The following is a 21,730-nucleotide window of genomic DNA, read 5'->3' on the forward strand; positions in this document are numbered from 1 at the left end:
AATAGGAACCTCAGGCGAATAATAGCTATTATGTATTACGCTAGGGGCCTTTCAGAAACACCTTTTTGACTCCTTAAGCGCCCGTTAAGTAATAAACATTTATACACAAAATGTGCTCAGGAAGTTCACTATTTTAAAGCGACTCGTAAAGCGCACCTGCAACTGCCTGAAGTAACTTAGGACTGATCCGTTCCTTAAAGTTTGGTTCAATATATTCAAATTTTATTTTGCCTGTCTTGTCGAGGATAAATACCGACGGAACGGGAAGTAACATATCCGTGTTTTTTCCACCACTGGTTTCTGGCAAAAATTTATGATAAGCTGTTGGTGCCCTGAATACAATACCTATTTTCTTTCCCAACGATAAATCGGCATCTGAAAGTAATGTATATGATAAATGTCCTTTATCAATACTTGTTTGGAGATTCTCAGGTTTGTCGGTACTTACCGCTACAACCTGATAACCCAATTCGAGCAGTTCTTTTTCGATTTCCTGCAGACCCGAGAGCTGGAGGTTGCAATACGGACACCATCCCCCCCGATAAAACACCAATATGGTGGGTTTTTGGGAAATTATCGTCCCCATGTTAACGATCTGCCCATTGACGTCTTTTAAATCCTGGAAAGGGAATAATTCGCCGATCAGCAGTGGACTGATATCTACTGCCATTTCCGGAATATCTTGTGATAGAGCTATATCTTGTTGTGCATGGCCCACATTAATCATAAAACAGAATGCAGCGAGCACTAAGCTGATTATTTTTCTCATCGCTATTGATATTTTTAATGTTTATTTCTAAAAGCAGAAATTGTATTTCGTGAATGTAACTTAAAAAAACGGCTGAAATGTGCCGGACTGGTAAACCCCAGATGATAAGCAATTTCTTTGGCTGATTTATCCGTATAATTGAGGTAACGTTTGGCTTCCAGCATAATCCTTTTTTGTATCAGACTGGAGGGTGATGGAAATTTCAATAAAGAAAAGACATTGGCAAGCGTCTTAGGTGATTTATTGAGTTCTCCTGCATAAAAACGGACTTCATGTTCAGTTTTGAAATTACACTCCAAAAGCAGGTTGAATTTGCGTATAAGATCCAATTTTTCATCGGTGAGTAATACATTGTCGGAGGTCTGTTTCCTAGCCAGACGGGTGACACTAATGATAATTCGCTTGAGCAAAGTACGCAGCATCTCGTTCTGCATCCTATCCTTTACCAGCATATCCGTTTCGCAGAATTGCACCGTTAATTGTACATCATCAATATCTTGTTGGGAGAGGTCGATAAACATGGGATTGCAGATGCCGTAAAATAGAAAGCCGACACATCCTACCTCAGCATCGTGGTCAACGATACAATAAAATTCCCGGTTGAACTGCCAGGCGATCAATTGTTCAGGATGTTCAAACCTGAAATTCTGGTTGGCCATCAACGGGAGCACCGTGTTTCTTGGAAAGGTATATTGTACTTCATCGATAAATGCGAGCTGGTCTTCCTGAAAATTAAATACAATGGAGTTTATTGTGCTGTCACGTAAAATTCCGGCATGGGTAAGTATAGATTTATCATTACCAACGACGAATGTTCCATTGGTCTTTTCGTTTTTATATTCTAATTTCATCCTTTTTCTTTTGAAAGTATCCAGTACTATAAATTTAGCAAAGAATTAAACAGGTTTAAGCAACAAATGAGCAGGTTAACCCACCAAGAAGAAACCTGCCCCTTTAGTATCTTAGTTGAGTGTAACTTTTACAATCTGTGGCAAAGTCGAAAATACGTTTGGATTAGGCACCTCCTGGATAGGCTCACTCTCCCCAAGGGGCATGCCCGAAAGATCGATCCGTATATTCGCGCCAGGATATTGGTCCTTTTTTGTTCCATTGTCATACAGCGACAATTCATCCGACACATCGCCCTTTCTTGTGGCATCGATTCCATTACCTTTCGTAGCATAGAACCAGTCATTACTCAACCCATACATGGTAGCAATCGCAATTCTATCCCCCTTTTCAATATCCAGTTGCTGCATGACCTTCCCTCCTTCAGCATTGCCAATTCTGGGAAGTAGAACAGTACTTGTTGATTGTTTCAGTACATAAACTTTTTTAACACCAGGTTTGGTCGCTAGCTTTGACGCCAGTATATCCGCATTGCCCGTCTGTGCCAGATTACTGAGGCCCTCGCTGCGGTCTTTCTCTCCTGTCTTATAGAAAGGGTTTTCATCACCCTTGTAAACAACGACAAGCACCGGCGAAAGTGGCGTAAAAATTCCGGTCATTCCATGGAGGTACCTGTCCATCACCGTATTGTCGCCCATCTCGGCAATATTCGTAAGCCCATTTGCTGCATGCTGGCCTTTGGTATAAATCGGCATTTTGTCAAGTATATCTCCCCCTGGGGCATAAGAAACGGTCCACACTCCCGGACTGAAGGGAGTTTCATTGGGAGTACCCCCACTCTTATTTTCAATTGTGAGCTTAAACCGGGAATCGCCCTGATAAGCAAGCGTTGCCTTCATCAACTGAGATGCAGGTAGGTAACTATTTCCTTGGGCATCTTTTCCGTTTATTTCCGATATATTATTGGGAGCAAGCTCAGCGGCTCCGGGATGCGTCACCTGCATGCCCGGTGATTGGTTTATCCGTGTTCCGTTATCCCATAATTTGATCTGGGTAGACACATCTCCCGTTAGCGGAGTTCCATCTGAGCTATATAGGTTTATGCCCGGATTTTCGGGAGCGAAAAAAAGGTCGTTGCTCCATCCATACATTGTCGCGAAAGAAAGCGCCTGCCCTGCTGCAGCATAAAACTCTATGCTAATGGACTGCCCTGGAAAGATTACTGGCGGTGTGCCTTTTCCCATAAAAGTACCCGATTCTACTAATGGTTTTGCATCCAATACATTTTCAATAGTAATTGTATTGGTCCTCGTTTCTGCGATCATATCATCATTGTTGCAGGAAGCAAGCAGCGCAATGCTCCCCGCACACAAAAATGCGTATGATGCTGTCTTTCGTATTTTTTTGATTGTGCTCATAATTTTTTTATTTAAGATTCAAAACAAAATTAGCTTTAACAGTAGCTTCGGGAAATATCGTCATTTCCCGAAGGCTTGTCCAGATTTCCCGAATCACTGCGAATTATTCCTGTAACGACCAAATGGATACTTGAATGAGGTAATGACGAAGGATGTCAACTTTTAACATTCATTATTGCAATTTCTGCCACGCCAAATTGAACTGGTATTTTAGTTCCGACATAGCGAAAAAGCTGATACCGGAGTTTTAGGAAGAGTAAACAAGGCGGGGTGAAACGATTTTCGATATACAGATACGATGAAAGGTCGTTTACATTCCTGTAAATCGTTATTATGATTTAGCGTCGTGGAAGATGATACTTAATCTTGCGCTCTTGAATGAGTTTATTTTTCATATTTATAGCAAGATTCGGATTGAAAAACACGAATTGTCAATGTAACTTTGATACATAAAAGAATATGGAATATGAAAAATAGAACAATCAATTCTGCTCAATCTTTCGTCCAGACGAGTATGTTTCCAGAAAGTAATAAAATGAATGTCCGGGATAAAAAACAAATGCGTCATTTACTGAAAAGTACCCAACTAACTAAAGCAGGCCATATTAAATTCGAGCCCTGGATTCTTGACGATGAGAATGAAACCATTGTCTACGAACGAGCTGATTCTCTATTTGGCGAAATAATGCTCGCAAGTACCTCAAAAGGAATTTGTTACTTGGGTTTTGATTTTAGTAGTCGCATTTCAGCACTTGATGACCTTAAGCGGAGGTTACCCCAAAATCCGCTAATAGAAGGTGGCTCTCGGTTTCATGGAGCTGCAATACAATTGATGAGTAGTCCTCATCTGGAGTTACCCCTTCAATTACATGTAAAGGGAACCAAATTTCAACTCGAAATCTGGGAAAGACTGAGCCATATTCCGCTTGGAGGGTTTACAAGCTACGGACAAATTGGCGGATCAAATAAGAATGCCCAAGCTACAGGCACAGCTGTTGGAAGCAATCCTATTAGTTATCTGTTGCCCTGCCATAGGGTAATTCATACCGATGGTGGTTTCAAAGGGTACTTTTGGGGTACAGAAGTGAAAGAAAGAATACTGAGATGGGAAATTGAAGAAAACCCTGTTGTGAAAATATAATTTATTGCTATTTATTATGTTACAAAACCGAATCTCTCCGGAGGGTTCTTTCATCAAAACCACAGCACGTGGTAGCTGGCTTGGCAATCGCGGTGTGGTACATAATGAACAAAAAGAAATAGTAAAGCCCTACAATATTAAAGCATGGATTATCTGTATGCTTGAATTTAAAGGTAGGCATAGGGAAATTATGCAGCCTGACCGTTGGACCGAGCTTTTCTTTCTTGATGAAGCAACGGCATTTTCTGCTGGACATAGACCTTGTTTTCAATGCAGATACAGAGACCATATGCGGTTTAAGGAGTATTGGATAAAAGGTAACCCGCAATTTGGGTTTGATATGAAAACGCCAATCAAGGAAATTGATGCTATTATTCACGCTGAACGCATTAGTCCCAAAGGCCTGAAAGTAACTTACCCTGAACAGATCAAAAGTCTCCCTGATGGCTTATTTATAAATAGTAATGATGGCTTTTATCTTCTTTGGAAAGGAAGACTTTATCATTGGACACCATATGGTTATGATCATTCCATTCTAGCTATCCCTGATCAAACCGTTGAAATATTGACACCTCGCTCCATTGTAGAAACAGTTCGAGCAGGATATCAATTGCATATTGACAAAAGTGTCGAGAAGTGAAAATATACAATAGCAGAAGAAGAAGTAACTACACCCAACCTATTTAGTCAGTATGTTTTTGGTATTTTAAATACTTACTTTGATAATGATAGCTGTGAAATTGGTCTAGCGTCTCCTTCTAATGATGAAGCTGAATTAATGCGGGAGTTTTCTTGGCGTACCAACTTTTGAATAGCCACTATGTGTTAATGACATGGTATCCTAAACGGTTAACTAAGGCCATCATGAAATATAATACCGAGGCTATGTCTGTTTCCACCATGAAGTGGGCTGACACCATGTTTCATGTTTACCCTATAGTAGCCTTTTACTCCTTTTACCGGACGAAAGTTTGTGGTAAAGATAATCATGTCACCACGATTCGGTTTTAATACGTTTGCTTTGGATTGTGCCCGTGGCATCTGTTCCGTTATTACAAATTCGCCACCTGTATAATCTTTATCAGCCTGACCAAGCACGAGGACCACCTGCATCGGAAAAAACACCTCGCCATATAAATCCTGATGCAGCGTATTAAAGCCACCTTCTGTATATTTTAGGATAAGTACTGTCGGTTTTTCCTGTCCATGTTCCTTGCAAAGTTTTTTCATTGCCTTATGTGTTGCAGGAAACTTCTTGTCGATGTTCAGCTCCTGCATCCACCGGTTGGCAACAGGAACTATTTCAGCGTATACCTTTTCCCGCATAGTTGTAATCAATTCGGGCAATGGATATTGGAAGTATTTATATTCACCCTGACCAAAACGATAACGCTCCATGTTGATTGTTTTACGGTAGGTGCCGTTTGCATTATATTCAGCAATAAGCGCATTACATTCCTTTTCATTCAGTACATCCCGAACAGTAACAAACCCCTTAGCGTGTAATTCCTTTGTGATAGACGGCCAATCTTTAGCCGTTAACCGTGTTTCCATATTGTCCATAATAATGATTTCTAGAATGGCAAAATTAGTGTTAGAAGCTGGGCTATAAAATCCGAAATTTGCTATTTTATCAGTAGGCCTTCAATTGATGTATTGTATTGTATTGTATTGTATTGTATTGTATTGTATTGTATTGTATTGTATTGTATTGTTGGTGCGGAGACAACAGATGATCAGGCTTATAAAAAGAACAGGTTCTGTCTCCAGGAATATTTATTCATTTTATAATGAATAAATTATCTATATTGCAGAAACAACGAAACACAAGAGTTATTTAAAATCTAGACGGATTAATTTTAGACTTCAAGATGATCTAGTAGTTTTCATAATTTTAATGAAATCCCTTTACAAAAAAACTTAAATTCCATCGCTAGAAACATATATCATTCATGTCTTGCGACAAAACACAATGTCTTCCTGAGACAGATTATAGTTTTGCTGTAGTAATTAAGAATTAGACATCAAATAAGGTTAACTTACTAGCTATCAACGATGATGCATTGAGGATTTTTTTATCAATGGTAAGTGTCCCAGTTCCGCTTTCTACCAAGAGGAAACGATGATAGCTAAGTCTTGTGAAAGAGGTATCCGGAATACATTTTTCAGAACGCTCTATCGAAAATGAATTTACTATTCAGGTTCGGTAACGATCGCTCTCATGATAATTATGCTATTAAGTTCTCTCATGATAATTATCCTATTAAGTTATTGTAAAAGTAAGACATGTATAAAGAAATCAGTCAAGGCTATTTATACATGCACATAACACACATCAATAATAGAGTAAATGTATGCTATAACGCATGTGAAAAATAACTGAATGCATGTCAAATTTTAAAGATTGTATACTATCTATTAACAACTGAATTATCCATCAGGTTTAGTACAAATTGCATACCTAGTTAAAAAAGTGGAATAGTAATATTTAAGAAATTGCAGGAGTCATATTTTGAGTATATTTACTTTTACGTCAGGTAAAACAACGACTCATGTACGATACTTTAATCAACTATATCAATTCGCGGGTATCCAGACCCTTAGCTTCAGATGAAATTGGGATCCTGAAAAATAATTTTGTTCCCCGTAAGATCAAGAAGCGTCAGGCATTTTTGCAGGAAGGTGACGTAAGTAATTACATGGGCTTTCTTGTCAAAGGTGCCATGAAGAAATACAGTATAGACGTTAAAGGCGCCGAGCACATCATGAGCCTTTATATTGAAGGTTGGTGGGTAGGTGATCGGGAGAGTTTTGCTAAACTCAAACCCTCAGCCTTCAATATTGAAGCTTGTCAAGATACTGATTTGCTTATCTTGACAAAGAAAGCTGCAGAAGAGGTATTTTCCCTTCCAATCATGAATGAACTTACACGTCAATTGGATGAAAATTATTCTTATGCAAGCCAAAAAAGAATCAATGCTGCTCTTAGTATGACCGCTGAAGAACGCTATAATATGCTTATTGATAGCTACCCTGAATTTACACAACGATTTCCACAGCACCTCATTGCGTCATACTTGGGTATTACCCAGGAAACACTGAGCAGAATCAGGTCCCGGGCAATCAAAAAATAATCAGGATTGATTGACAAGCGGAATTACTTTTGTCCCTATTAATTCAATCGCTCTGAATATATCCTCTTTGCTCAACCCTGGATTATCCATCTGAAATGTAAATCTCGATATACCACCCAATGCTTCACTATGGCGCACTATCTTTTCTGCAACTTCTTCGGGGTTGCCAATAACATATGCGCCAGTCGGCTCTGCCTGGGCTTCAAACATTTCCCGTGTCGGCGTAGACCAGCCTCTCTCCTTCCCGATTTTTCCCATCATTTCCTGATAACCCGGAAAATAAAGATTCTTAGCTTTAGCTGTTGTGTCTGCCACAAAACCGAGTGAATGTAGCCCAACTTTAAGCTTCTCCCGTGGATGTCCGGCTTTTTCTCCGGCCTCATAATATAAATCTATCAATGGACGAAAGCGATGGGTTTCACCACCGATAACAGCGACCATCAGTGGGAGCCCCAGTATTCCGGCACGTATAAAAGACTGTGGCGTTCCTCCTACACCTATCCATACAGGTAGCTGCTCTTGCACCGGACGCGGATATATCGCCTGTTGTTTCAACTCTGCCCGGAATTTCCCTTTCCAGCTTACAGTTTCATTATCTCGTATTTCAAGAAGCAATTTGATTTTTTCTTCGAAAAGTGCACCGTAGTCCTGCGTATTGAATCCAAATAAAGGAAAAGCATCAATAAATGATCCTCTTCCGGCTACAATCTCCGCCCGCCCTTTCGAAATGATATCCAATGTTGCATATTCCTGAAATACCCTTACCGGATCTGCGGCACTCAGTACAGTAACCGCACTCGTCAGACGAATCTGTTGAGTTCTGGCTGCCGCTGCTGCCAATATTACTGCCGGAGATTCATCTAGAAATTCTTTCCTATGATGTTCTCCTAGCCCGAAGACATGCAGTCCGGCCTGATCTGCAAATGCTATCTTTGACAGCAGGGCTTCCATGGCTGTCATATTCTCTTCTGAACTCAATCCGCCATTATATGCACCGGTAGCTATAAAGCTATCTATTCCTATTTCCATAATTACTGATTTAATCTGATAGACTTCCCATTATTGAAAAGCTAATCAAATTTCCATTTTTCTGAAGCGTGAAACGATGATCTAAATCAAGAAAGACGACCTTCTGCATTAGCCCATTTTTATGGTGAAGCAAGATTTAATGGTCCTTTCCAGGTCCAGATCCGCCACTTTAAGTTTTTTTTGAAATTGCTTCCATCAAACTCTCACTTTTCGGCATTTGATTCGCACCAAACTTGAAAAGATTCTTCTTGCCTTTTCCTTTGGGTAGTTTTTTAAAAATCAGATGCCTCACCTATTGAATTCGCAAACGATGATTTTGCAAGCATCGTTTTTTTTACATCACTGGGTCCAGTCTTCATAATGGATTGATAGGAAGATGTAAATGCCGAAAGGCTCTTATAACCGACCTTATAGGCAATTTCGGTCAGTGTATACTTTTTCTGTTCAATCATTTCGATACTTTTTAGTATTCGTATAAGTTGATGATATTTTTGAACAGTAATGCCCGTCTCCGCTTTAAAAATACGTTGAAGACTTCTGGCAGACATAAGTGCTTTTCGTGCCAAATTTTCAATATCTATTGCGTATTTAAAGTTATTATTGATTTCCTCACAGATGGGGATCAACTTTTCATTTGATGGGACAGGTATCTGAAGATTATGATTTTCGGAACAAAAATTTGGTAAACTGTTTAAAATAGCCTGCAAAAAATAAAACTGCTCCCTATTTTCTTCAAGGTTCTGACTCCACTTGGAGGCATACCATAGCATTTCCCTTAATACTGAAGGGACCGCAAAGACATGTATGGATTTGAAAAATTCCAATTCAGGCACATCCTTATATAGCACCACCATGAGGTCAATGTTTTCGGCTTCGGAATGCGATCTATGCCTAATATTTGAGGGAATCCAGATGACATGATTTTGGGGGACCAAGTATATCCTGTTCTCGATATAAAAATATTGATAGCCTTCAGCTACAAAACTAAGCTGACCGCGCTGGTGCACATGTTCATAATCATCATGCCTCCAATTTTTCTCATACCACACATAGGCACCCGAATGACTGGAATCTGCGTACTCTCCCCGCTTACTTTCGGTCAGGCCACATTTAATCTTGTCGTTTTGCATGTATTTATTGGCAAACTTAATAAAAAAACAATGGATAATTTTGTGAAATCATCAATAACACGGTATACAAGAAAAATACTTTGGTAAAGTAACGATGGCTTTGCGTGGTCCTTTTAGGACAAGAGCTATCAAAGGACCTGGGGTGGAAACAAACGATATCGCCCAGCTGTTAAAAGAAAAACAGATATCCTTGCCCGGAGTACCAGCACCTGCAGGAAATTATCAGCCGTTTGTAAGAAGTGGCAACTTAGTTTTTATCAATCAATATGCGCTAAAAGAGGGTAAATTGATTAATCCAGGAAAAATTGGTGTAGATGTAACGGAAGAACAGGTAAAGGAAGCAACAAGGATAACCATCAGGCAATATTTGAAGTAGAATAAACAAAAACAGATTTATTATGAATAGAGTTTTAATTGCAGGAGCCACCGGATGGGTCGGTAAAGAATTAAGCAAAGCGATACTATCTAGTGCGGATTATACCTTGGTAGGTGGGCTATCCCGATCCAATGCAGGCGCTGATTTAGCATCTATTTTAGGAATTGATCATTCGGCGATTCCATTATTTGATACTATTGGAAAGGCGCTCGAAACTGTCGAGTTCGATACCTTAATTGATTTCACATCGCCAAAAATTGCATTGCACAATATTTTAGCGGCTATTAATAAGGGAAAGAATATCGTTGTCGGTACGTCCGGACTTTCCGACAAGGAGTATGAAAAGATAGCTTCATTGGCAGACGAAAAAAATGTGTCGGTACTAGCAGCAGGCAATTTTTCCATTACTGCAGTGTTATTGCAAAGGTTCTCGGAAACCGCAGCAAAATATATCAACCATTTTGAGATTATTGATTATGCGTCAGAAAAGAAAGTTGATGCACCCAGTGGAACTGTTGCAGAGCTAGCTTATCGCCTTTCAAAAATCCAAAAGCCGATTTTGGATGTTCCCATTGAGGAAACCATTGGCGTTAAAGAGGCCAGAGGTGGGTCAATAAATGGAATACAGGTACATGCTGTTCGTCTTCCGGGCCATGTTCTCGGCGTAGAAACAATTTTTGGTATGGAAGATGAAAGACTAACAATAAAACATGAGGCGGGAAGTGGTGCCGCCCCCTATTTAAAAGGAATTTTTATCGCCCTGGAAAAAATAAACACGTTTAAAGGTCTCAAGCGAGGACTGGATACAGTGATGAATTTTTAAATTCTTCATTCTTGAGTACTAGGTGTTCTGTCGTTAACTAAGCGCACTGCATTTCGCCACAAATTGCTCAAACTTCCGATCACTATTGCGCATAACGGGACCGTGGCCGAAGCAGATAATAGCAGGATTCAGCTTTGCTAGCTTTTGGAGCGACTCGATATTGCGCTGTCGATCGGAGGTAAATATATTTGGGGGAAGTCGTAGACCTGTTGCTGTTGTGAGTAGGCTCATATTTATCGCCGCATCGCCGGCAATAAGTATTCCATCATGTTCACGGAATAGGGAAATATGGCCAGCTGAGTGTCCGGGTGTCTCAATGACACGAAAGTTTCCCACAAAGTCATTTTCAACGACGGTTTGATCGACCCGGTGCCCCTGCCCTGCCCAGTACTTTTGTTGGAGCTTGGCAATCCAATGTTGCGGTGATGGATAGTCCTTTGTCACCATGCCTGTTTCGGTCCGGCAAACTTCATCGGGATGGCAAAGCAAGGGTATCGAGAACGCTTCGCATATCTGATCGCTGCAGCCCTGGTGATCGGCATGCGCATGCGTAAGGACATGTTGATAAACAGGTATTTCTTCGAGTGCTTTTCGTACAGTGTTATATGAACTCCGTATTCCGGCGTCTACCAATACACCTTCGATGATGTAGCAATTAATACTATTTCGTGGCATCAGCGAAATCTGAACCACCTCTGGAGCAATGTGATGTAGCATATTTTTTTATACAAATCTACATTGCCAGTCAGGAACGAATAAGGACATTTGTCCTATAATGTGCTGGGCCGATAGATTTGTCCTTTAGCTCGCGTAAGCGACCGCTGGGTGATACCCAGATACGATGCCAGATCTTGTGTCGCTACTCGTCCAACCAAACTCGGTTCATTCGACAGTACCTGACGATATTTACCGATAGCCGATCTGTTGTTGTAGTTCAGCAAATAGCTCTCCTTTTGCTTATACTCCTGTTCCATCAGCACCCTTATGACTCCGTTCCAGGCAGTCACCTGATCGAGGAGATAGTGATAGTCTGGATAGTTTATCTGATAGATCACGCTGTCTTCGATCGTTCTGATATTCCTTCTGGATTTTTCCTGTGCCACAAATTCAGAGAAGGAGGTGGCAAATTCATTTTCAAATTTAAAACAAGTTATATTTTCGTTTCCTTCTTCGTCCGTCGCGTATGCTTTTACCCCACCATGTACAATAAACCCAATATGGCGGCAAGTATCACCTTCACGAAGAAAAAAATCACCTTTTTTTAAGTTGATCGGTTTAAAAAATGCCAGGGAAAAGTTTATTTCGTCTACCGCCAATAATCCCGTTGCAGCAAAATGATTTAATAATGATTCAGTCATATCGCGTTTTTAATTTCAGTTTGTTGTCTTACTTGAGCTCTTCTGCTATCCACTACCAATTTATTTAAACAGTCCTTTCCCTTTGGTCATGTTAGGGCAAGATGATTTAGAACTTAATTGATGGGATCCTAGGTATAAACCAATCCTTAACAGCCAACGGATAACGATTGGTTTATTTACATTTAAGCATGCGCCAGTTTTGACATAGCTTCTCCAATAGCATTTGCATAAATCTTCGAATCACCTACTGGGATATCGAATAGATTATTCTCCAAACCAACGAGTAGTTCATCGGCCACTTCGCTTGGAGGGATGCCAGCTGCTCCACCTATTTCAGCTGAAAATTCAGTATTTACCAATGGTGGATACACTTCATAGATCTGTAGATTTTTCTTTCCTTCATAGGTTTGTCTCAACGCTGTTGTATAGCTATGCAATGCGGCCTTCGTAGCACCATAGGTAGGTAAAAATCGATGACTTCCATATACGGCGATCGAGGAAACATTGACCACCGCTGCATTCTCTTTCGTCAATAAATGGGGAAGCATCAATTCCGTAAAATGAATAATTGCAAAATAATTAGTATTCATTTCGATCAATGCTTTTTCGTGCGCATTAGTGGTTTCGCTCAGTAAGTAACCGAAGGCGGCGCCCGCATTGTTGATAATCAGATTAACATCCGCATAGTTCGATTTCAATTCTTCTGCGATACGGATGCGATCTGCTTCTACAGACAGATCACCCTGAATCGCAACAGCATCTTTAAGCGCTATTAAAGCTTTTTGAAGGCGCTCTTCATTGCGACCATTAATTATAATTCTATTTCCAGCCGCGTTTAATTTTTTAGCAATAGCCAATCCGATTCCGGCGCTTCCTCCGCTAATAAATATTGTATTTCCTGTTGTTTTCATTTTGAATGATTTATATGCTATTTTTTTAAGGTTATTCTTTATAAAATATACTTTTTAGTCTATTTTACTTTAAAAAAAATTACAGTGTATAGTGTTCCAAGTCTTTTTTAAGATCCTGAATAAGTTGGAGCATCAGTTTAGTTGAACCTATTGTCCGACTAAGAACGAGAGCCCCTTCAACAGCAGACAATATTTTAAAAGCAAAAACATCCACATTGAGTTGATTCGAAAATTCCCCATCAGCAATACCTTTTTTCAATATAGTTGAAATCCCGCCTAAAGATGCATTTACAACTGCAGCGACCTTCTGTTTAATGGCGGGGAAATTATCATCTGCTTCTACGGCGGTATTAAAAATAGGACAGCCTCCAGCAATAGGAGTGTCAATCGGATTACTGTAAAAGTCCAGATATAAAAATACTTTCTCCTTTGCAGTTTTACCCTTCGAAACGACACCCGCTACTTTCTCGGTCATTTTGTTTATTGAATATTCAACGACCTGTTCTGATAAATCTTCCTTCCCACTAAAATGTCCATATATACAGCCCTTGGTCAATTTAGTCGCTTCCAAAACATCATCAATACTTACACCTGAAATTCCCTTTTCATTATAAAGCGGACTCGCTGTTTCTAAGATAAATTGTTTTGTTTTTTCCGCTTTTGTTAGCATCGCTTTCTAATTTATATCACAAATATACTAAATAGTATATTTTAAAAACAAATAAAATATACTATTTAGTATATTTGTATGTAAGAGGCTGATTATAAGCTTTTTTTTATTTCATGATATGTCAAAAAAAATGGGTACACATTTGTTGAAATCCATCCCGTTTCTTCTCCCCTCAGTCCAATTTGTTCGGACTTTAAATCATCGTACTTCAAAAGGACGTTAACTAATATTTTACGACTGGATGTAATACTTTGCTCGCCATAAATGTCTTCAAGAGAAATCGATCTTATAAAATCATAAAATAAATTTTCTCAAGATCAGGCATAGATACAAATGACCAATAACGAGATTACATATTTCAATAAAATTAGGATTTACTTTAATTAAAAACCTCCAATGAAACCACTATTTAGCCTTCTTCTGTTTATATTGCTGGTTGCCAGTTCATCGGCACAGACGGCTTCGACAACATGGAATAAATTTCTTTCAGACTTTAAAAAATTAGAACAGGAGTATAAGATCTATTATCCGGCGAAAGATTATCAAAAAGCAGCAGCAACACTAACTGCCATTGCGACCAAAATGGACAGCTTACAGCTAACAGAAAAGGAAAGGCAAGAGTTCCAGTCAACGATCCACGAGATTAACGCCAATGTATACTACTATCTTGCTTGCTTACAATCAATGCTTCATCAAAAAAAAGACGCTATTGCGAGTTTTGACAAGGCAATTTTATGGGGATATACCGACTATCGTACTGCTTTAAATAATACGGAACTGGATCACATCCGTAAGGATAATGAATTTATGAAAGCATTGGCTCAATTGAAACAATATGATAAATTGACCTTATTACAGCAGTCGGGAGGATACATGTCAGAAAATAGTGCTTCCTTGCCTATATTTGACTACCAGGCGGCAAGTAATCGCAATTTAGTGGCTGTGAAGGATTTTTTCAACCTGGACTCCATCGCCGGTCATGGCGACGAGATTTCTAAACTATGTAATATCATGTTGTTTGTTGCCAATACTATTAAATACGATGGCAGCAATTGGGCATTATGTGAATTTGATGCAATTGATTTCTATAATTACCATAAGGCCAGCGGAAAAGGAATCAACTGTCGGCATAAAGCCATGACCTTAAATGAAATGTATCTTGCCATGGGATTTAAATCCCGATACGTTACCTGTATGCCAAAGGATGACAAAGATACAGACTGCCATGTAATCAATAGTGTCTATTCTGAAACATTAAAGAAATGGTTGTGGATGGATCCCTCCCATGGTACATTTGTTATGGACGACAAAAACAATTTACTGAGCATAGAAGAAGTCCGAGAGCACTTAAGAAATAACCAGCCACTCAAGCTGAACTCCGCGTCTAAAGTAAGTAAAATTTGGTATTTGGATTCCTATATGGCAAAGAATTTATATTGGATTCAGTGTACAAATAGAAGCCAGTTTAACACAGAGAGTAGATATCGACCTGCCGACCCTGCTCTGCAGTATATCTCTTTAATACCAAGCGGATGGGATACAAGCAACAATAAATATTTAAAAAACAATGTTGTTACCCACGACCCTGCCTATTTCTGGAGATCCCCCGAAAGAAATGCTACACCATAAAAGCATGAATTTCTAGCTCTTGCATTGGAGCACAGGATCGGAATCAGGCAGCCCCTAGCCCTATCGCAACTCGATGGTCTCCTTCTGTTTCACCGTGGTATGGATGGTTATCAGCAGCTTGTCCATCTCTGCTTTTGCTACTGCAGCAAAGGTAGAGGTATTGCTTCTAATTAGAGAGTTCTCTATATCGTATTCGAGCATGCCTGTACCCTGATCGACCTCAGTTAGCTTAAAACTAGGGTTTGTAGAATCTATTCCCTTCAGTCGAAGGGAATGCTCTTTTTTAAAATAACCTATTCCGTTTTTAATTTCGCGCAAAGTATACTTTGTGCTTAGTTCAAAATAGGCCACTCCTAAATTCCCAAAGACAATTTCTTCCTCTTTAGTAACCGCAAAAGAATCACCAATATCAATGGGTTTCTCTGGATAAGGAGCGGTATATTGCTCGAAAACTGATTTTGTAAAATTTCTTTTGTTGTCATCGATATCCGATCCTTGAATGGAATCAACCTTAGTCCTATAACCAGTGGCTGTATTTGTAAAATAACCATAGACGATACTTTGATCTGATGGTCCGCTGCTTTCATTTCTCTCACCGTTGATCTGCTGTACCCATCCTTGGATCCGGTTTTTTGTCACAAAGGGAATTCTATGGGCAATCTGCTCCTTTGTTTGGGTCGTCAGCATTATATTCGATTGCAGTACCGTAGTGCCGACAAAGACGAGGTTGGTCATATTGCCCGATTTTCCCCTACCTTCAATTTTCTCGGAATAATGCATTGAGCTTACTGTAGTGCTGTCCATCGTTTCATAGATCTGACTGGGCCGATAATTGAGTTTTATTGACAGGCTCGACTGGGCATTCGCTTTGCAGGCTATAAGTAGCAATAGAATAATTAGGGCTTTACGCATAGATCCAAAAAATAGAAATGGTACCCAAAGATACCATTTTTGCAGCGTCTTGGTTGCAAATTTCCGTTTTTGCTACAACTTGCGGGGAAATTGATCTGTAGATTGTTCAGGTAATCAATATTTATTGTCCAAGGGGATTCGTGAAAGCAATTTATGATGCTGCATATGGTCATTGGGCACTACAATTTGTTGACCGTCCGCAATGCTTTTTTAATGATGTAGCTTGTTTCCCTGGTATCACTTTCCTTTTTCCAGCGTTCACAGAGTTGCAGCACAAACGATGCTTTTGTTTTGCTTGCATCATTCAACCAGTTCCCCACACTATCCTGCACATATTTTGTGTTGTCTGATCTTAGCCTTTCCACGATGGGCAGCCCCAGTTCGGGGTTTTGTTTCAGTGACTCAATATGTTCGCACCAGACCCCTCGAGGTCGTGTTGCTTCGCTCGCAAATCTTCTTATATTTTCGTCTCGGTTGGCTGTCCATCGCGCAAGTATTTCAATGCTCTGCAACAGGTTTGCTGCAATTTTTGGTCTTACAGCCATCCAGCAGATTTCCCTGACCCCAAAATGTGTATCTGCCGCGAAGGGCTCAATTTGGTCTAGCATTTCCGATATGTGGAGATTTTCATTCTTTCCGATGGTATAGGTGGCCCAGCAGCGTACAAGGTCGGCCGGATGATTTGCCATAATAACTAAAAATTCCCGATCGTTATTTTCCATGGCCTGTTCAAAAAGTCCAATTCCTATCGCCTGGTTTAGGTTTGTTACGGTCTGTTTTTTTAGCTGATCAATTTTTGTAAGTACAGGTGCTAGATAGATGCTTCGTTGTTGCTGTACCAGCAAGTTGCCCAATAAGACTTTCTGGTCCACAGCCAGCCATTCGACGAGATTGGCTGTTTCAATTTCCCCGCGATTTAACTGATCCAAAATCTCCCTTGGGATATCTTTTGTACTTCTTGCTCCTTTTCTTTTTATTTCTTCCATAATTGTTCAAATATGTTTTAACAGCTAATCAATTCAATAGTTGGTATCCGAAATCATCAGATAGCGCTAATCTACAGCTTTCAATTATTCATATCTTATTTTCTATTTTTGCAAAGTTTTGAAAGTAAATTCAGAACCACAATACCGCATATTATTGTCCCTATGGGATAAAAAAGTCACTTTTGTGCAAATCGTGCGTTAGTTCGTCATATTCGTGCAGCTTGACGATGTATAAATTAATAATTGATGAAAATAGAAGGAAGAGTAATCGAGGAAAAAGTCTGTCCTTTGGAATTTGCCGTTAATGCAATCAGCGGAAAATGGAAGATACCGATCGTATGGCGTATCAATGAAGGTGAAAAAAGACCCAGCGAAATGCTCCGGGGTATCGTCAAAGTCGATCGACGGGTTTTAAACCAGCAATTAAAAGAACTGGAACGGGACGGAATTTTAAGCAAAAAAAGCTTTCCCGAACTACCACCACGTGTGGAATATTCACTTACCCCACTTGGCGAAAAATTAGTGGAAGTGCTTTGGAAACTGAACGACTGGGGAAATCTTCTACTTACTCAAGGCTCTGATAGCCAGTCCGACAGCCAGTCCGCTGAGGACATGCCGGGCAGCAATCTTCAAAGCCTCAGTTAACGACATAAAACGTTTCTTTACTTACGGTGCATATACCAAAAGACAGCCAAATTTGACTGTCTTTTGCTTGACTATTTTATCGCGTGGTATATCCGCCATTTGCGAAAATTGTCTGCCCGGTGATCCACCAGCCATCTGTGACCAGAAACTCGATCAGTGGGGCAATGTCCTGAATATCGGTAAGTCCGCCCAGCGCGGACGCAGACTTGTGATAGGCAACAGCATCGTCAGATTCCTGTCCATAGAAGAAAGGTGTATCCATTGGACCGGGTGCCACTGCCGTAACGGAGATTCCACGCGGTCCGAATTCCTTCGATGCAGCTCTTGTAAAATGCTCTACAGGAGCCTTCATTCCCGCATAAGTTGAATAAAGGCCTGTGTAAGCCGCCAATAAAGAAGTTACGACAGTACAGATCTTTCCATTGTCATTGATGCGCTTGCCTGCTTCGCGTATAAAAAAGTAGGCGACCTTCGAGTTAATGTCACTCATACTGTCGTACTCGGCCTCTGAAGTCTCCACAAATGGTTTTTTCAGTACCTTACCTACAGTATTGATTGCGATATCCACCTTTCCGAACCTTTCCTCAGCGCTGTCAAACAGTGCTTTTATTGTCGAAATTTGCGTAAGGTCGCTCTGAACAATCAGTCCCTCGGCACCCATAGCCTGTACATCCGACAATGTTTTCTCCGCTTGGGCCCTTGTTCCCTCACTATTGTAGTGAATAACAAGCTTCGCCCCTTTTGCCGCAAAATCCCGGCTCAAAAGCCCGCCGAGGTTTTTCGCGCCACCTGCGATCAAAACCACTTTTCCTCTTACTTCATGATTTGCCATAAATTTGAAAATTTGATCCATCGCCCATTGAATTGTCATGGACGTGCTGGATTACAGGTTTAAACTCTTTCAGCGCTTATTCTGGCCTCTCAAAGCCATTTTACTCCGCTGGAATCTCTCAAACCAAATATCAATAATTGAGCTGCCAATCAAAAAAAACAGGGTTTCACAATGCTATCACACTTATCAAAATAGCAGGTAGTCCCGTGGTTATCAATCCATATGCTTCAACGGTTGGGCGACTGTACTTTATTTATTGATGTGGAAAGATTAATTGCGCGCGGGATACATTGGTGCGGGATAATCCCGGTCGACATGCATCTGATTGATCAAAATCTCCTTGATCAGGTGATTCATTAGCTTATCATTGACGTCCATTTTTACGATTTTGTGGCTGTAATAGGTGTCGCTTTCAAACTCATTTTCGATTTTCTCGGCAAATGCAGGTGATAGCGATTTGTAGTTAAGCACAACTTCGGTTTCCTTTTCGGCTATTTTTTTTAACATCAAAGTCCAGATTACCCCATACTCTGGAGAGAAAAAGACTTTTCTTGGCGGCGGTACTTTCAATTTTTTATTCTTTAACGAGTAGGTATACAGCATATGAATACTTGGTTTGGAAACATCTTTTGCCGCAGCCGTGACCAATTTATGGTACTCTTTTTCGTTATCCACAACCGTTTCAATGCTTATCCCCTGCTCCTCGATTTCAAATCGGGCAGTCGAGTCTGTACTTCCTAGGGCTATAATTTTAATTTTGCTGTCGACAAACTGGCCGGACATATCGGGGACGGCCTCTTTTACGCGGTCAAAACTTGCAGCTAAACGCATCGGGACCAATTTAGTCGTCAGCGTTTGCCCATGTAGGCTACCCGCTGCAACAATAAAAAAGAGCATTACACCAACATATTTTCTCATCATGACTGTTTTAATTTAGCAATTTCAAAACGATTAAACTCTGGTCTTGAGACCTAATATTAATGTAAATTACATTTCTTGTCCGTTGTTTTCTGCTACTGTTCGAAATCTGGCTAATCACATTTACAATCCGCTAGATATTAATTCATATTCGCAACAGTTGGCTAATCAGTGCAAGGCAATAGCGCTACGGCACAGCAGCTCACTACCGTTGAACCCTAGTCGCGTAAAGCCCAGTTGAACCGTAGCTGCGTAGCGCCTAGTTGAACCATCCCCGCATAGAGCCCGGTGAACCATAGTCGTCCGTGGGGAGCCCAGTTGAAACCTAGCCGTGTAGCGTACAGTACCGAAAAAGGGTGTGATCAAAGCCCGAGCTATAAAAAACTTAGCGTTTTTCCATCGCTTTCATGGCCAGTCCGGCTGCAATACCACCGATGACATACCAGGCAACAGTCATTAACTTCGTACGGCTGGTCTTTTTTATGGGTTTGGCATCGAGTCCGGCCTGTTCCGGAATAGTCAATGTTGCGAGCCCGACCACAGTACCGAGCAAGGCTCCTTTCAGCAGCTTATTTTTCTGACCCCCATAGCCGATAAGCGTATATAACATGGCATTTGAGGCCACATCGGCGCCGAACGTGGCCGCCACCAGCGCATTACCTTTGGGTGGTTTAAACCCGGCGAAGCGTACCGTTTTTTTCATCGCCTCCTCACCCACTTTATCTACTGCGGGCGCCTGGGAATCAAATCTTTTTGCAGCGCTGTGCACTACATTAAGCACGAGTGCACCGATCAATCCGCCCAGCATATTTTTATTCAATCCGTTCATAGGTGTCTTTTTACTTTTTCAATCTTGCTTGTTAAGTTCTCAATCTTGCCGAGCCCATTGATCGGCGGGTTATTTTAGAACGAAAAGACCAGAAACCTCAAAGAAGCACCGGTTTTTTCTAACTATTTATCCATCAAATGGATTAATAGAAAGACAAGAGTCAGCTAGAAATCGTTTAAAAAAGCTTCAGTTATCTTTAACAGAAAATAGTCCTTTTATCTCCACATGTCTCTTTTCGATCAGAAGAACCGTATGATCGTATTCATCCTGAACCTTCCCTCTCCAATCTAGATCTCTTTGATCCGCTATAATTGCCCCCCCCTTCCAGTTTCCAGTTTTAACACGTTTATTGCCACTATTCACATACTTTCACACGCTTTATCTCCCTACTTTTGGATAACAACTTTTTTGCGGGTTGTTATTTAAGATAATATTAATGGACACTGGAGCGAAGGGATTCGTTCCAGTTTTTTTATACGAATCCGCATAAAAAACAGGTGCTAATGCATATAAATCCCGCTGGCCTTTCGTATTCTTTCACGGTACTGCAGCGGATTGGAACCCGAATGTTTTTTGATAAAATGCCGAAAATTGGATTCATCTGAAAATCCCATTTCATAGGAAATCTGGGAAATAGAAAGATCCGTATGTTCAATATAGCGCAGCGCTTCTTTCAAAACGATGTCGATAATGGCATTCTTAGCCGTTTTATTCCAGACTTCTGTACATAGATTCGTTAGCTTTCTCGGTGTAATATGTAGTTTGTCTGCATAGAATTTGACGTTACAATTTTCTTTATAATGCTTGTGGACGAGTATGGAAAAACGGTTGGCCATTCCCTGCACCGTACTGTCCGTACCCCTGCTGAGTTCCTTATCGAAATCTGTTTCCCATATCCCTTGTAAAAGGACAGACTCGATGAAGTTGTGCACGATCAGCGAAGTCATCGCGGCGTTTCTTGATTGATAACCTTGGATATTTCCCATAATCTGCATCTCCATCTCTTCCTGTTTTATCCGGCTTTTAACGACCTTGAGTAATCTTTCACTGTCAAAAAATAGTCCCGAATTGATCAATGTCCTATCCAGAGCCGACCTTTCGTAAAACCGTGAAGTAAAGCGGATCAGATACCCGTTCGGAGTGCCCGATCCCCTGAGGGTAAAATCTTTCGTCGGACCAATAAAAATCAATGTATTGCCTTCCATGCAAAAAGAATCATTCGCCAGGCGGATCTCAATGTCGTCAAATGGCACCAGGATAGTGAAAAGATCCTGACCATGATACCAGTGGGGAAACCGCTGCTGCTGCCATTCCTTTAAAGGTATAATTTCAAATTCAGCCGCTTTACTGTCCATAAATGAGCTACGCTAT

Annotated in this window: 24 protein-coding genes; 7 read left to right on the forward strand and 17 right to left on the reverse strand. The window is 40.5% G+C overall.

From position 1 onward, the window contains the following. Nucleotides 1-133: 133 nt before the first annotated feature. The 3 genes from ACLCDV_RS12645 to ACLCDV_RS12655 form a co-directional block, all read right to left on the reverse strand. Complete coding sequence (locus ACLCDV_RS12645) at nucleotides 134-769, reverse strand: peroxiredoxin-like family protein (RefSeq protein ID WP_411973874.1); 636 nt, start codon at nucleotides 767-769, stop codon at nucleotides 134-136. 14 nt (nucleotides 770-783) lie between these two features. Next, nucleotides 784-1,620 (reverse strand): helix-turn-helix domain-containing protein, encoded by an 837-nt coding sequence (locus ACLCDV_RS12650; RefSeq protein WP_411973875.1) that lies wholly within the window; start codon nucleotides 1,618-1,620, stop codon nucleotides 784-786. A 111-nt stretch (nucleotides 1,621-1,731) separates the two neighbouring features. Beyond that, nucleotides 1,732-3,036 (reverse strand): spondin domain-containing protein, encoded by a 1,305-nt coding sequence (locus ACLCDV_RS12655; RefSeq protein ID WP_411973876.1) that lies wholly within the window; start codon nucleotides 3,034-3,036, stop codon nucleotides 1,732-1,734. A 466-nt stretch (nucleotides 3,037-3,502) separates the two neighbouring features. Between ACLCDV_RS12655 and ACLCDV_RS12660 the strand changes: the two genes are divergently transcribed. Together ACLCDV_RS12660 and ACLCDV_RS12665 are read left to right on the forward strand one after the other, a co-directional pair. Then, nucleotides 3,503-4,177 carry a methylated-DNA--[protein]-cysteine S-methyltransferase gene (locus ACLCDV_RS12660; protein ID WP_411973877.1) on the forward strand — a complete coding sequence of 225 codons (675 nt, stop codon included), beginning with the start codon at nucleotides 3,503-3,505 and terminating at the stop codon, nucleotides 4,175-4,177. 16 nt (nucleotides 4,178-4,193) lie between these two features. Beyond that, nucleotides 4,194-4,817, forward strand: coding sequence for a hypothetical protein (locus tag ACLCDV_RS12665; RefSeq protein ID WP_411973878.1), 624 nt, complete (start codon nucleotides 4,194-4,196; stop codon nucleotides 4,815-4,817). A 209-nt stretch (nucleotides 4,818-5,026) separates the two neighbouring features. Here ACLCDV_RS12665 and ACLCDV_RS12670 read toward each other — a convergent pair whose 3' ends face one another. Then, on the reverse strand, nucleotides 5,027-5,740 hold the full coding sequence (locus ACLCDV_RS12670) for a 2OG-Fe(II) oxygenase (RefSeq protein ID WP_317666705.1): 714 nt from the start codon (nucleotides 5,738-5,740) through the stop codon (nucleotides 5,027-5,029). Between the two features lie 989 nt (nucleotides 5,741-6,729). Between ACLCDV_RS12670 and ACLCDV_RS12675 the strand changes: the two genes are divergently transcribed. Beyond that, nucleotides 6,730-7,311: a Crp/Fnr family transcriptional regulator gene (locus ACLCDV_RS12675; protein WP_333575110.1), complete on the forward strand. Its 582-nt coding sequence runs from the start codon at nucleotides 6,730-6,732 to the stop codon at nucleotides 7,309-7,311. On the opposite strand, the gene ACLCDV_RS12680 is transcribed toward ACLCDV_RS12675, so the two are convergent. Then, the gene (locus ACLCDV_RS12680) at nucleotides 7,312-8,340 is read right to left on the reverse strand and encodes an Atu2307/SP_0267 family LLM class monooxygenase (protein WP_411973879.1); all 1,029 of its coding nucleotides are present in this window, start codon (nucleotides 8,338-8,340) and stop codon (nucleotides 7,312-7,314) included. Between the two features lie 272 nt (nucleotides 8,341-8,612). Then, on the reverse strand, nucleotides 8,613-9,470 hold the full coding sequence (locus ACLCDV_RS12685) for a helix-turn-helix domain-containing protein (RefSeq protein WP_411973880.1): 858 nt from the start codon (nucleotides 9,468-9,470) through the stop codon (nucleotides 8,613-8,615). 94 nt (nucleotides 9,471-9,564) lie between these two features. On the opposite strand from ACLCDV_RS12685, the gene ACLCDV_RS12690 reads away from it, so the two are divergent. Further along, complete coding sequence (locus ACLCDV_RS12690) at nucleotides 9,565-9,846, forward strand: hypothetical protein (protein ID WP_317666701.1); 282 nt, start codon at nucleotides 9,565-9,567, stop codon at nucleotides 9,844-9,846. A gap of 22 nt (nucleotides 9,847-9,868) precedes the next feature. After that, complete coding sequence (gene dapB / locus ACLCDV_RS12695) at nucleotides 9,869-10,669, forward strand: 4-hydroxy-tetrahydrodipicolinate reductase (protein ID WP_333575113.1); 801 nt, start codon at nucleotides 9,869-9,871, stop codon at nucleotides 10,667-10,669. A 33-nt stretch (nucleotides 10,670-10,702) separates the two neighbouring features. On the opposite strand, the gene ACLCDV_RS12700 is transcribed toward dapB, so the two are convergent. The 4 genes from ACLCDV_RS12700 to ACLCDV_RS12715 all read right to left on the reverse strand — a co-directional run bounded on the left by ACLCDV_RS12700 (nucleotide 10,703) and on the right by ACLCDV_RS12715 (nucleotide 13,608). Continuing rightward, nucleotides 10,703-11,386, reverse strand: coding sequence for an MBL fold metallo-hydrolase (locus ACLCDV_RS12700; protein ID WP_411973881.1), 684 nt, complete (start codon nucleotides 11,384-11,386; stop codon nucleotides 10,703-10,705). 53 nt (nucleotides 11,387-11,439) lie between these two features. Next, nucleotides 11,440-12,027: a Crp/Fnr family transcriptional regulator gene (locus ACLCDV_RS12705; protein WP_411973882.1), complete on the reverse strand. Its 588-nt coding sequence runs from the start codon at nucleotides 12,025-12,027 to the stop codon at nucleotides 11,440-11,442. Between the two features lie 182 nt (nucleotides 12,028-12,209). Continuing rightward, nucleotides 12,210-12,938 (reverse strand): SDR family NAD(P)-dependent oxidoreductase, encoded by a 729-nt coding sequence (locus tag ACLCDV_RS12710; protein WP_411973883.1) that lies wholly within the window; start codon nucleotides 12,936-12,938, stop codon nucleotides 12,210-12,212. Between the two features lie 79 nt (nucleotides 12,939-13,017). Continuing rightward, on the reverse strand, nucleotides 13,018-13,608 hold the full coding sequence (locus tag ACLCDV_RS12715; RefSeq protein ID WP_317666696.1) for a TetR/AcrR family transcriptional regulator: 591 nt from the start codon (nucleotides 13,606-13,608) through the stop codon (nucleotides 13,018-13,020). 396 nt (nucleotides 13,609-14,004) lie between these two features. Here ACLCDV_RS12715 and ACLCDV_RS12720 point away from each other — a divergent pair, with 396 nt between their 5' ends. After that, nucleotides 14,005-15,237, forward strand: coding sequence for a transglutaminase-like domain-containing protein (locus ACLCDV_RS12720; RefSeq protein WP_411973884.1), 1,233 nt, complete (start codon nucleotides 14,005-14,007; stop codon nucleotides 15,235-15,237). 60 nt (nucleotides 15,238-15,297) lie between these two features. On the opposite strand, the gene ACLCDV_RS12725 is transcribed toward ACLCDV_RS12720, so the two are convergent. Together ACLCDV_RS12725 and ACLCDV_RS12730 are read right to left on the reverse strand one after the other, a co-directional pair. Then, on the reverse strand, nucleotides 15,298-16,149 hold the full coding sequence (locus ACLCDV_RS12725) for a hypothetical protein (protein ID WP_411973885.1): 852 nt from the start codon (nucleotides 16,147-16,149) through the stop codon (nucleotides 15,298-15,300). A gap of 179 nt (nucleotides 16,150-16,328) precedes the next feature. Then, nucleotides 16,329-17,135: a DNA alkylation repair protein gene (locus ACLCDV_RS12730; RefSeq protein ID WP_411973886.1), complete on the reverse strand. Its 807-nt coding sequence runs from the start codon at nucleotides 17,133-17,135 to the stop codon at nucleotides 16,329-16,331. Nucleotides 17,136-17,381: 246 nt separating this feature from the next. Between ACLCDV_RS12730 and ACLCDV_RS12735 the strand changes: the two genes are divergently transcribed. Further along, nucleotides 17,382-17,780 carry a winged helix-turn-helix transcriptional regulator gene (locus tag ACLCDV_RS12735; RefSeq protein ID WP_411973887.1) on the forward strand — a complete coding sequence of 133 codons (399 nt, stop codon included), beginning with the start codon at nucleotides 17,382-17,384 and terminating at the stop codon, nucleotides 17,778-17,780. A gap of 76 nt (nucleotides 17,781-17,856) precedes the next feature. Here the strand turns inward: ACLCDV_RS12735 and ACLCDV_RS12740 are convergent, their stop codons facing one another. The 5 genes from ACLCDV_RS12740 to ACLCDV_RS12760 all read right to left on the reverse strand — a co-directional run bounded on the left by ACLCDV_RS12740 (nucleotide 17,857) and on the right by ACLCDV_RS12760 (nucleotide 21,714). After that, the gene (locus tag ACLCDV_RS12740) at nucleotides 17,857-18,612 is read right to left on the reverse strand and encodes an SDR family oxidoreductase (protein ID WP_411973888.1); all 756 of its coding nucleotides are present in this window, start codon (nucleotides 18,610-18,612) and stop codon (nucleotides 17,857-17,859) included. A 270-nt stretch (nucleotides 18,613-18,882) separates the two neighbouring features. Continuing rightward, nucleotides 18,883-19,533 (reverse strand): transcriptional regulator, encoded by a 651-nt coding sequence (locus ACLCDV_RS12745; protein WP_411973889.1) that lies wholly within the window; start codon nucleotides 19,531-19,533, stop codon nucleotides 18,883-18,885. A gap of 382 nt (nucleotides 19,534-19,915) precedes the next feature. Further along, entirely contained in the window at nucleotides 19,916-20,359 is a 444-nt protein-coding gene (locus ACLCDV_RS12750) for a hypothetical protein (RefSeq protein ID WP_411973890.1), read from the reverse strand. Nucleotides 20,360-20,545: 186 nt separating this feature from the next. Continuing rightward, nucleotides 20,546-20,722 (reverse strand): hypothetical protein, encoded by a 177-nt coding sequence (locus tag ACLCDV_RS12755; protein WP_411973891.1) that lies wholly within the window; start codon nucleotides 20,720-20,722, stop codon nucleotides 20,546-20,548. A 137-nt stretch (nucleotides 20,723-20,859) separates the two neighbouring features. Then, nucleotides 20,860-21,714 (reverse strand): helix-turn-helix domain-containing protein, encoded by an 855-nt coding sequence (locus ACLCDV_RS12760; RefSeq protein ID WP_411973892.1) that lies wholly within the window; start codon nucleotides 21,712-21,714, stop codon nucleotides 20,860-20,862. Nucleotides 21,715-21,730: the final 16 nt, after the last annotated feature.

This window comes from Sphingobacterium sp. Lzh-3 (assembly GCF_046764375.1).
Taxonomy (GTDB): domain Bacteria; phylum Bacteroidota; class Bacteroidia; order Sphingobacteriales; family Sphingobacteriaceae; genus Sphingobacterium.

What these genes read in the sequence shown, in the direction of transcription:
- ACLCDV_RS12720 (WP_411973884.1), top strand. Translation starts at nt 14,005, where the DNA reads ATGAAACCACTATTTAGCCTTCTTCTGTTTATATTGCTGGTTGCCAGT.
- ACLCDV_RS12665 (WP_411973878.1), top strand. Translation starts at nt 4,194, where the DNA reads ATGTTACAAAACCGAATCTCTCCGGAGGGTTCTTTCATCAAAACCACA.
- ACLCDV_RS12705 (WP_411973882.1), bottom strand. Translation starts at nt 12,027, where the DNA reads ATGACTGAATCATTATTAAATCATTTTGCTGCAACGGGATTATTGGCG.
- ACLCDV_RS12735 (WP_411973887.1), top strand. Translation starts at nt 17,382, where the DNA reads ATGAAAATAGAAGGAAGAGTAATCGAGGAAAAAGTCTGTCCTTTGGAA.
- ACLCDV_RS12670 (WP_317666705.1), bottom strand. Translation starts at nt 5,740, where the DNA reads ATGGACAATATGGAAACACGGTTAACGGCTAAAGATTGGCCGTCTATC.
- ACLCDV_RS12690 (WP_317666701.1), top strand. Translation starts at nt 9,565, where the DNA reads ATGGCTTTGCGTGGTCCTTTTAGGACAAGAGCTATCAAAGGACCTGGG.
- ACLCDV_RS12730 (WP_411973886.1), bottom strand. Translation starts at nt 17,135, where the DNA reads ATGGAAGAAATAAAAAGAAAAGGAGCAAGAAGTACAAAAGATATCCCA.
- ACLCDV_RS12675 (WP_333575110.1), top strand. Translation starts at nt 6,730, where the DNA reads ATGTACGATACTTTAATCAACTATATCAATTCGCGGGTATCCAGACCC.
- ACLCDV_RS12645 (WP_411973874.1), bottom strand. Translation starts at nt 769, where the DNA reads ATGAGAAAAATAATCAGCTTAGTGCTCGCTGCATTCTGTTTTATGATT.
- ACLCDV_RS12725 (WP_411973885.1), bottom strand. Translation starts at nt 16,149, where the DNA reads ATGCGTAAAGCCCTAATTATTCTATTGCTACTTATAGCCTGCAAAGCG.
- ACLCDV_RS12745 (WP_411973889.1), bottom strand. Translation starts at nt 19,533, where the DNA reads ATGATGAGAAAATATGTTGGTGTAATGCTCTTTTTTATTGTTGCAGCG.
- ACLCDV_RS12660 (WP_411973877.1), top strand. Translation starts at nt 3,503, where the DNA reads ATGAAAAATAGAACAATCAATTCTGCTCAATCTTTCGTCCAGACGAGT.
- ACLCDV_RS12680 (WP_411973879.1), bottom strand. Translation starts at nt 8,340, where the DNA reads ATGGAAATAGGAATAGATAGCTTTATAGCTACCGGTGCATATAATGGC.
- ACLCDV_RS12685 (WP_411973880.1), bottom strand. Translation starts at nt 9,470, where the DNA reads ATGCAAAACGACAAGATTAAATGTGGCCTGACCGAAAGTAAGCGGGGA.
- ACLCDV_RS12740 (WP_411973888.1), bottom strand. Translation starts at nt 18,612, where the DNA reads ATGGCAAATCATGAAGTAAGAGGAAAAGTGGTTTTGATCGCAGGTGGC.
- ACLCDV_RS12650 (WP_411973875.1), bottom strand. Translation starts at nt 1,620, where the DNA reads ATGAAATTAGAATATAAAAACGAAAAGACCAATGGAACATTCGTCGTT.
- dapB (WP_333575113.1), top strand. Translation starts at nt 9,869, where the DNA reads ATGAATAGAGTTTTAATTGCAGGAGCCACCGGATGGGTCGGTAAAGAA.
- ACLCDV_RS12655 (WP_411973876.1), bottom strand. Translation starts at nt 3,036, where the DNA reads ATGAGCACAATCAAAAAAATACGAAAGACAGCATCATACGCATTTTTG.
- ACLCDV_RS12700 (WP_411973881.1), bottom strand. Translation starts at nt 11,386, where the DNA reads ATGCTACATCACATTGCTCCAGAGGTGGTTCAGATTTCGCTGATGCCA.
- ACLCDV_RS12710 (WP_411973883.1), bottom strand. Translation starts at nt 12,938, where the DNA reads ATGAAAACAACAGGAAATACAATATTTATTAGCGGAGGAAGCGCCGGA.
- ACLCDV_RS12760 (WP_411973892.1), bottom strand. Translation starts at nt 21,714, where the DNA reads ATGGACAGTAAAGCGGCTGAATTTGAAATTATACCTTTAAAGGAATGG.
- ACLCDV_RS12750 (WP_411973890.1), bottom strand. Translation starts at nt 20,359, where the DNA reads ATGAACGGATTGAATAAAAATATGCTGGGCGGATTGATCGGTGCACTC.
- ACLCDV_RS12715 (WP_317666696.1), bottom strand. Translation starts at nt 13,608, where the DNA reads ATGCTAACAAAAGCGGAAAAAACAAAACAATTTATCTTAGAAACAGCG.